Origin of the sequence: Capnocytophaga sp. oral taxon 335 str. F0486 (assembly GCF_000277665.1) — a bacterium.
Lineage (GTDB): Bacteria > Bacteroidota > Bacteroidia > Flavobacteriales > Flavobacteriaceae > Capnocytophaga > Capnocytophaga ochracea.
Map to the genome: position 1 here is coordinate 1 of NZ_AKFR01000004.1, position 7,167 is coordinate 7,167.

The 7,167-nt window shown below is 38.7% G+C and carries 5 protein-coding genes and 1 pseudogene; 1 reads left to right on the forward strand and 5 read right to left on the reverse strand.

Translation table 11 applies throughout. The annotated features are described in order from the left end of the window. Nucleotides 1–215: pseudogene (locus HMPREF1320_RS00460) on the reverse strand (phage baseplate protein); the annotation flags it as partial. Between the two features lie 535 nt (nt 216–750). Next, nucleotides 751–1,875 carry an N-acetyl-alpha-D-glucosaminyl L-malate synthase BshA gene (gene bshA / locus HMPREF1320_RS00465; RefSeq protein ID WP_009417057.1) on the reverse strand — a complete coding sequence of 375 codons (1,125 nt, stop codon included), beginning with the start codon at nt 1,873–1,875 and terminating at the stop codon, nt 751–753. Nucleotides 1,876–1,975: 100 nt separating this feature from the next. On the opposite strand from bshA, the gene HMPREF1320_RS00470 reads away from it, so the two are divergent. Next, on the forward strand, nt 1,976–2,404 hold the full coding sequence (locus HMPREF1320_RS00470) for a hypothetical protein (protein ID WP_009417056.1): 429 nt from the start codon (nt 1,976–1,978) through the stop codon (nt 2,402–2,404). Nucleotides 2,405–2,475: 71 nt separating this feature from the next. Here the strand turns inward: HMPREF1320_RS00470 and HMPREF1320_RS00475 are convergent, their stop codons facing one another. From HMPREF1320_RS00475 to HMPREF1320_RS00485, 3 genes are read right to left on the reverse strand one after another with little or no spacing between them, the layout of a single operon-like run. Continuing rightward, on the reverse strand, nt 2,476–4,845 hold the full coding sequence (locus HMPREF1320_RS00475; protein ID WP_009410159.1) for an ATP-dependent helicase: 2,370 nt from the start codon (nt 4,843–4,845) through the stop codon (nt 2,476–2,478). Between the two features lie 22 nt (nt 4,846–4,867). Beyond that, nucleotides 4,868–6,079 (reverse strand): metallophosphoesterase, encoded by a 1,212-nt coding sequence (locus HMPREF1320_RS00480; protein WP_009417058.1) that lies wholly within the window; start codon nt 6,077–6,079, stop codon nt 4,868–4,870. A gap of 18 nt (nt 6,080–6,097) precedes the next feature. Beyond that, nucleotides 6,098–6,823 (reverse strand): copper homeostasis protein CutC, encoded by a 726-nt coding sequence (locus HMPREF1320_RS00485; protein ID WP_009410161.1) that lies wholly within the window; start codon nt 6,821–6,823, stop codon nt 6,098–6,100. Nucleotides 6,824–7,167: the final 344 nt, after the last annotated feature.

Below are 7,167 nucleotides of genomic sequence, written 5' to 3' on the forward strand. Positions count from 1 at the left end.
CGAATAATCACGTTTTTGCCCACTTGTTTTAAGAGCTCTTGCGACTGCCCTTGCCAAAGAGTTTTGCTTGTAGCAATGGTTTCTACAAGTTCAAAATCGCAGCAGGAGTTTAACGATTGTTGTATGTGCAAGCTGTTGAAGCGTGAAGTTTGTTCTTTACCGTCAATATGTACTGAATGGAAAATAGGGAGACGTTTGGTAAAAAGTGAGTCCATAAGCAGTTTATTTTAGTATCAATATGGGCGCAAGTTACTAAAATCATTTTTAAACACAAAATTTTTATACTCTTTTCTTTGTCTTATCTTTGCTTTTCCCTTTGAAAACGTGATATATTTCAGCCTAATAAGTGTCACAATATTCTCCCTCTTTTTCGTGAGATAATATATTTTTTATCGTGAAGCTCTATAAACTCTAATTATTTAGCTTTAAGTCACTATAACTCCCCCTCCATTTTTTCTGTTAAAATTGAGGTTTTACCCTTAATTTATTCAATGTTTTAAAATCGTCTTATCTCCCTCTGATATTCAGTATAGTAAGCTCATTCCTTCGTCTTTCCTTCGTCTTTTGTTCGTCTTACCTTCGCTTTAGCTTCGAGTTTCCTATAAGTTACCTATAAGATACGATAATGTTTAGTTGTACTGTTTTTCAGTACTTTATAAATTTGGAGCTAAAAAACATTTTACTGTCTTATTTTGAAGAAAAATGGCTGTTTTAACTATTTTTAACAGAAAAAACGCAAAAGCACTTTCCCTATTTATTGTCGATAGCACTATAGTAAAGTGCTTCATACATTGGCACTATTTTATCCTCGTCAAAACGTTCGGCTACTTTTCGGGCATTCTGTTTAAATTGTGCCAATCGGGTTTTGTCTTCAAGTATGTAAATAGCCTTCTCTGCCATTGCTTTTACATCGCCTATGGGGCACAGATAGCCCGATACGCCCTCTTCATTCACTTCTGGAAGTCCTCCCGTATTGCTCGATACTACCGGAACGCCTGCTGCCATTGCTTCTAATGCCGAAAGTCCAAAGCTCTCAGAAGCAGAAGGGAGTAAGAATAAATCGGTGAAACACAAAATGCGGTCTATATCAGAAGTATTACCTAAAAACAGCACTTTGCTTTTGATGCCTAAATCCTTGCAGAGCTGGTCGGCTATCTCGCGCTCAGGTCCGTCACCTACCATTATGAGCTTAGCAGGAAGTTTCTGCTGAATGCCATAAAAAATTCTCACCACATCGTCTATGCGTTTTACCTTCCTAAAATTGCTAATGTGTGTAACGATGAGTTCCTCAGGCTTTGCCATTACAGTGCGTTTGCAAGGAGAAGTTTCTTTGGATTTTTTTATATTTGTGAAGTTAGGAATTACCTTAATATCTTTATCTATACGGAAAAGTCTTAGAGTATCTTGCTTCAAACTCTCGGACACTGAAGTTACAATATCCGATTCGTTAATGCTAAACGTGACTGCCTCTTTGTAAGTAGGGTGGTTGCCCACAAGGGTAATATCGGTGCCGTGAAGGGTCGTTACCATAGGTACTTCTATTCCTTCCCGTTTGAGCATTTGTTTAGCCATATAACCTGCATAAGCGTGCGGAATAGCGTAATGCACGTGCAAAATATCTATGTGATAGGTTTTTACCACATAAGCCATTTTGCTAGACAATGCTAGTTCGTAAGGCTGGTAGTGAAACAAGGGGTATTCCTCTACGTGCACTTCGTGAAAGTGAATGTTCATCTCCAAGAAGTCTAAACGCACGGGGTAACTATACGTGATAAAGTGCACCTGATGACCTTTGCGAGCTAAGGCAAGCCCGAGTTCGGTAGCTACAACACCACTCCCTCCAAAGGTAGGGTAACACACTATGGCTATATTCATATTTGATATATATTAGAGAGGCAAAGGTACTAATTTTTCTGTGGGTATTGAAAATATTAACAAAAAATTATATCTTTGTACTCAGTAAACAGCGTTCAATATGAAAACTTTAGATTCTTTTCTAAATATTAAAAACGGCGATTTTCTTCTTATAAAAGGAGAGACCATCACTGCCGATACTACTTTTGCAATTCTTAGAGAACGTTTTCCTAATAACAAAGTATGGGACGTAGGAACAGGCTATTATTGGTTGTATTTCAGCGATTGTTCTTTTGAGGGGAAGTTATTTAATGTGTCGCTTTGTTTTGAAGGAGAACAGCTAAAATTCTTAGGTTTTGCAATGAAGAATGAAAAACAAACCTCGTGGGACGATTGGAGTGAAGCATACGAATTGCAGACTGAAAAATACTATGACCAATGGCTTACAACACATATAGGCAAGGAACGCACTTTCTCTTGGGGGACTATTAAGTCTATTTACGACCACAAAGGAGGGGGTACAGCTATTTGGGTGAATTATAACAAATAAAAGAGGAATTCGTACCTCAGCTTAAAAGCTATAATGCTCTTTAATTCGAAATGACAAATAGGTAATGCGGGTTATAAATCTTCGTTCAAACTATCAATAATAGTTAGTTTAGCAAAGCGTAATAATATATTTTTTAAGCCTCCTGTCTCGAAATTTATTTGCGCCTTTTTATCATTTCCTGTTCCCTCCAATGAAATTACTTTACCACGACCGAAACGTTCGTGATAAACTGCTGTTCCTATATCCAGTCCGTTATAAGTATTTTTATTATTACTATTAGAATTATACAAAGCATTCACAGGTTTTAACTTCCTGAGTTTTTGTTGTTCTTCTCCTGTTGGGGCGTTTTTATGAGGAGGTATTCCACTTATAGGTTTCTGCAAACGTAGTTTACTTTTATCTACTTCACCAAAAATATCCCTATCAATAAGTGGTTTATATCGATAATTAGGATTAGAAATAGAAGGGGTAAGATACTGCAAATAGCGTTCATCTATTTCTTCGATAAATCTACTTGGCTCGGCATCAGAAAGTTTTCCCCAACGATAACGGTTTTCTGCATAAGTTAAATAGGCTTGTTTCTCAGCACGGGTGAGTGCTACATAAAATAATCTTCTTTCTTCTTCCAAATCATTACGTGATTGTATGCTCATTGCCGAAGGGAACAAATCTTCTTCCATCCCTACCACGTATACATACGGAAACTCTAATCCTTTTGCCAAGTGAATGGTCATCAAAGCTACACGGTCATCATCGCCTATCTCTTTATCCATATCAGTAGCCAAAGCAACATCTTCTAAATATTCTGAAAGACTTGCCCTGCTATCTGCCACATCTTCTTGTCCTTCTACAAAATCTTTCATACCATTAAGCATCTCTTCGATGTTTTCCATTTTGGCTATGCCCTCGGGGGTACCATCTTTTTTAAACTCTTGCAAAAGCCCTGTTTTCTTGGCGACTTGCTCGGCAACTTCAAAAGCATTTGCTTTTTGATTGAGTGCTTGAAAGTTAAGAATCATTACCACAAAATCAGTAAGTTTTTGCTTTGTAGTAGTATTGATGTGCAATTCTGGAAGTTTATTGATGTTATACATTATCTCGAAGATAGACTTCTTATAATGATTTGCTGCCAAAGTAAGCTTTTCCATTGTAGTTTCTCCAATGCCTCGTGCAGGAAAATTAATAATGCGCACCAAAGCTTCCTCATCATTTGGATTGATAATAAGTCTCAAATAAGCAAGCATATCTTTGATTTCCTTGCGTTGGTAGAATGACAATCCGCCATAGATGCGATATGGAATATCACGTTTTCTAAGGGCATCTTCAATAGCACGCGATTGTGAGTTAGTGCGATAAAGTACCGCAAAATTACCATTAGGAAGCTGGTATTGCATCTTGTTTTCAAAGATAGAGCTCGCTACAAAACGACCTTCATCAGCATCAGTAGGACTTCTATGAACTTTAATAGGTTCTCCTAATTCATTTTCGGTGAAAACTACCTTTTCCAATCGTATTTTATTGTGTTCTATCACGCTATTAGCTGCTTCTACAATATTTTTTGTAGAACGATAATTTTGCTCTAACTTATATTCCTTTGCCTCTGGATAATCATTTTTGAAATTGAGAATATTATTGATGTTTGCTCCCCTAAAAGCATAAATACTTTGCGCATCATCTCCTACTACACAAATGTTATGAAAACGGTCTGCCAAAGCCTTCACGATAAGATATTGAGAGTGATTGGTATCTTGATACTCATCTACGAGAATATACCTAAACCTATTTTGATATTTTGCCAATACATCAGGATATAGATTGAGGAGTTCATTTGTTTTCAGCAATAAATCGTCAAAATCCATTGCTCCTGCTTTAAAACACCTATCTACATATTCTTGATAAATTTCTCCTAAACGTGGTTGTCTTGCCATTGCGTCAGCTTCCATTAGTTCAGGATTATTAAAATAGGCTCTCACGGTAATAAGACTGTTTTTAAAGGAAGAAATACGCGATTGTATTCGTTTATATTTATAGATATCCTTGTCCAACTCCATCTCCTTAATGATGCCATTAATAAGACGCTGAGAGTCTTGGGTGTCATATATAGTGAAATTTTGAGGATATCCTAATTTATCGGCTTCGATGCGCAAGATTTTGGCAAAAACAGAGTGGAATGTACCCATCCATAGGTTTTTTGCTTCGTTGTTGCCTACAAGACTGGCAATACGCTTTTTCATTTCGTTGGCAGCCTTATTAGTAAAGGTAAGAGCAAGGATATTGAAAGCATCTACTCCTTCTCGCATCAAGTTGGCTATGCGATAAGTAAGCACGCGAGTTTTACCAGAGCCTGCTCCTGCTATCACGATGATAGGTCCATCTTTTTGAAGCACGGCGGCACGTTGAGGAGCATTTAGACTTTCTAATTCCTTTAAAAATGTATCCATAATAATCTTCGCAAAAGTTATATTATCCTCGTTTGAGTTCTATGACAGTAATTTCAGGCCATACGCCTAACCTTCCAGGGAATGCGTGATACCCAAACCCACGATTTACGTTTAAATATTGAGCTCCTTCCTGATACATACCTCCCCAATATTTATAAATATATTGTGAGGGACTCCACCGCCATTGGGGTATTTCAATCCCGCACTGCATTCCGTGTGTATGACCGCTAAGGGTGAGCGCTATGTTCTTTTTCTCGGGCAAAACAATTTCTTGAAAATGAGTAGGGTCGTGGCTCATCAGTATTTTAAAATCTTCTTCGTTTACCCCCTCCATAGCTTTATTGAGGTCGCCGTATTTAGAGAACCTACCGCGCCCCCAGTTTTCAACGCCTATAAGGGCAATCTTTTCGCCATTGCGTTCTAAATAGCGATGTTCATTGAGGAGCAAGTCCCAACCCATTTCCTTTTGTAAATTAAACAAGTGTTCTAAGTTTTTGCGCTTGGCTTCAACGCTTTCCCAAGAAGAGTAATCGCCATAATCGTGGTTACCCATAATAGAAAAGACACCATCAGGAGCGTGCAACGTAGCAAACAAGCTTTTCCAATCGTGAACCTCCTCTGCCAAGTTATTTACCAAATCGCCCGTAAAAAGAATGACATCACTCTTTTGAGCATTGATAAGTTCTACCCCATAACGTATCTTTTCATAATTGTCAAAACTTCCACAGTGAATATCCGAGATTTGAGTAATTCGATAGCCATCGAACGCCTTAGGAAGGTCGGGAAAATAAAGGGTATACTTCCATACCTTGTAATTGTACTTTCCTTTAAAAATAGAGTAGAGGATAGAGGCAAAGGGAATAGCTGCCAAGCCCCAACCCAGCATACTGATAAACTTGCGTCGCGAGGGCAAACGAGGAGCGTTTTGCTTTTTCTTGCTGAAAAGAGCGCGTATAAGACGAGTAATATCTTCTATAAACAAAGGCAAACTGACAAATAAGCAGATGATGAGCCACGTAAGCAGTCCTGCCACAGCATATTGCTGAGGAGCACTCCACACCGTTTTACCTCTGTTGAACCAATGATAAAGAAGGTTGAGAACAATCGCTACTGCTATTCCCCAGAAAGTCCAATGTATCCATCGTGCTACGGCAAGTGTCTTTAAGCTTCTGCTAGCATAAAAACTCAATAAGAAATACAGCGTAAAGATACTGATAAGTATAATATAAATCATAGAATATTTGCCTATTCGTTAATTTGCTAATTTGCTAATAATCTCACGAATAACTTTAACGTTAGAAATAGGTCTTTTGGTTTCATCTAAAAAACTTTCTGTTTTGAACGAGAAAGGTAAGGTAGTACCTAAATCTTCGAAAACAGTACCTGAGAAATGTACTTCGGTAAAACCGGCAGCTTTTATCTGCACGATACTTTGCGCATTGATGCCACCACCGGGCATAATAGTAGGTTGTCCTCCGCCAATGCGATTGAGTTCTTTTAGAAGAGCGAGCCCCTCAATAGCCGATTTCTTACCTCCTGAGGTGAGAATGCGTTTTACTCCCAAACGTTTCAAGGTTTGAATAGCTACAATGGGGTCAGGAGCACAGTCGAAAGCACGATGATAGATAAATTCCATATCACCAGAGGCTTCAATGAGGCGTGCGGTGCGTTCTTCATCGATGGTATTATCGCGATGCAATACACCCGTTACTACGCCCATACAACCTAACTCACGACAAAGAACAATATCGCGCAACATTACATCGAATTCTTCTTCGGTATAAGTGAAATCGCCACTGCGTGGACGTATCAACACACAATTGCCGATGCTCAGTTCGTCCATTACTTTTTTAATCAATCCGTAGCTGGGAGTGATGCCTCCTACTCCCAATTCACTGCATAATTCAATGCGAGTAGCACCTGCTTCTTGTGCATTTTTAGCCGACTCGAATGAGCTGGCACATATTTCGTAAATCATAATGTCTTTGTTAATTTGGAGTGCAAAGGTAGAGAATAATTAGCAAATGAGCAAAATTTTAATTAATGGTTAGTGGTTAGTGGTTAGTGATGAATGTAATGTGGAGGGGATTTCAACTTTGATAAAGACAGTAAGGGAGGTGTGGCGACGGAAAGGCGAATGATGAGTGGGTCTACAGTGGGTCTACAGTGGGTCTACAGTGGGTCTACAGTGGGTCTACAGTGGGTCTACAGTGGGTCTACAGTGGGTCTACAGTGGGTCTACAGTGGGTCTACAGTGGGTCTACAGTGGGTCTATAATGAATAAAAGACAGTGTGAGTTACACGGACAGATATAGAAAAGAC

Excerpts from the sequence above, each read along its gene's own strand:
- bshA (WP_009417057.1), bottom strand. The coding sequence starts at position 1,875 with ATGAATATAGCCATAGTGTGTTACCCTACCTTTGGAGGGAGTGGTGTT.
- HMPREF1320_RS00470 (WP_009417056.1), top strand. The coding sequence starts at position 1,976 with ATGAAAACTTTAGATTCTTTTCTAAATATTAAAAACGGCGATTTTCTT.
- HMPREF1320_RS00475 (WP_009410159.1), bottom strand. The coding sequence starts at position 4,845 with ATGGATACATTTTTAAAGGAATTAGAAAGTCTAAATGCTCCTCAACGT.
- HMPREF1320_RS00480 (WP_009417058.1), bottom strand. The coding sequence starts at position 6,079 with ATGATTTATATTATACTTATCAGTATCTTTACGCTGTATTTCTTATTG.
- HMPREF1320_RS00485 (WP_009410161.1), bottom strand. The coding sequence starts at position 6,823 with ATGATTTACGAAATATGTGCCAGCTCATTCGAGTCGGCTAAAAATGCA.